General features: G+C 62.0%; 1 protein-coding gene and 1 pseudogene. One reads left to right on the plus strand and one right to left on the minus strand.

Features of this window, described 5'->3' with window-relative positions; genetic code table 11:
• Window positions 1-1,157, plus strand: a 1,157-nt coding sequence (locus JV551A3_RS01800; protein WP_133978263.1) for an EAL domain-containing protein, incomplete at its 5' end; no start/stop codon positions are given.
• A 145-nt stretch (window positions 1,158-1,302) separates the two neighbouring features.
• Here JV551A3_RS01800 and JV551A3_RS01805 read toward each other — a convergent pair.
• Window positions 1,303-1,563: pseudogene (locus tag JV551A3_RS01805) on the minus strand (HlyD family type I secretion periplasmic adaptor subunit); the annotation flags it as partial.

Raw genomic sequence — 1,563 nt, forward strand, 5'->3', positions numbered from 1 at the left:
CGCGTGCTGGGTACCTGCTGTTGTTGCGGGTCCAGGGGCTGGCAGGATTGAACGCCCGCCTTGGCGGCCAGCGCACCGACCAGTTATTGCAGGCCGTGGGTGAGCAGTTGCGTCGCACCTGTGCCAGCTACCCGGAGACCAACGACCTGATTTCCCGCAGCCGCGGGGGCGAGTTCGCCGTGCTGGCGCCGGGCATGGTGCATGAAGAGGCGGTACAGCTTGCCCAGGCCTTGGAAGCAACGCTGCACAGCCTGCACGAAACGGGTGCCAGTGATATCGACCCGGTGGCCTGTATCGGCCTGGCGCCGTTCAGTCCCGGTGATTCACCACAGGCATTGCTGAAGCTTGCTGACGAGGCGCTGGCCCGCGCCGAAAACCAGCCAACGCCGGGTTGGGTGTGCCTTGAACAAGGTGTGGCAGCAGTTGCTGCGGATAGCCAGCATGTCTGGCACGAGCGGCTGGATCAGGCGTTCAACAACGGGCATTTCGAACTGTTCTTCCAGCCAGTGGTGGATTGCGCCTCTGCGCAAAGGGTACTGCATCACAAAGTGATTTCGCGTTTGCAGGATGGCCAGGGCGAGGCGCTGCCGGCAGGCCGCTTCCTGCCCTGGCTGGAGCGCTTCGGGTGGATGCCGCGGCTTGATGTGCTGGTGTTGGAGAAGGTGCTGGCGCACCTTCGAGGGCATGATCAGGTACTGGCACTGAACCTGTCCGCCGCCACTCTGGCCGACCCCAAGGCCCTTCAGCGTGTCTTCGAGCTTCTGGGCCAGAACACGGCCCTCGGCCCTCGGCTGGTTTTCGAAATTGGCGAGGAACAGTTGCCTGAACAGGCGGCCCTCGAGCAACTTACCCGGCGCCTGCACGCGCTTGGCTTCGGCCTGGCGCTGCAACGCTTTGGTGGGCGTTTCAGCATGATCGGCAACCTGGCGCACCTGGGCTTGGCTTACCTGAAAATCGATGGTAGCTACATCCGCAACATTGACCAGGAGCAGCACAAGCGGCTGTTCATCGAAGCGGTCCAGCGCGCCGCACACAGCATCGACCTGCCGCTGATTGCCGAGCGGGTCGAGACGGAAGGTGAGCGGTTGGTGTTGAGCGAGATGGGTGTGGGCGGGATTCAGGGGCAGTTGGTTGGTGAGCCTGCTCCCTGGCGCTGAGTTTCGTGATTGCGGTTCTGGCCCTATCGCCGGCAAGCCAGCTCCCACAGGTCCAGCACAACGTTCAAGGCATGCACTTGACCTGTGGGAGCTGGCTTGCCGGCGATAGGGCCAGGGAGGCCACTGAATACAGTGGCCAATATTACTAACGCTCGCGCAACGCTTCCGAACGCGCCTTCATGATCGGCTTGAGCAGGTAGCTCATGATGGTCTTCTTGCCGGTCATGATATCGACCGTAGCCACCATCCCCGGAATGATCAGCAGTGGCTTCTCGTCAGTGCCCAGATGGCTGCGGTCGGTGCGCAGCTTGATCAGGTAGTAGGTGGTCTTCTTGTCTTCATCGGTGATGGTATCGGCACCGATCTGCTCCAGCTTGGCCTTCAGCCCACCGTAGATGGTGTAGTC

The sequence above is a fragment of the Pseudomonas inefficax genome (genome assembly GCF_900277125.1).
Lineage (GTDB): Bacteria > Pseudomonadota > Gammaproteobacteria > Pseudomonadales > Pseudomonadaceae > Aquipseudomonas > Aquipseudomonas inefficax.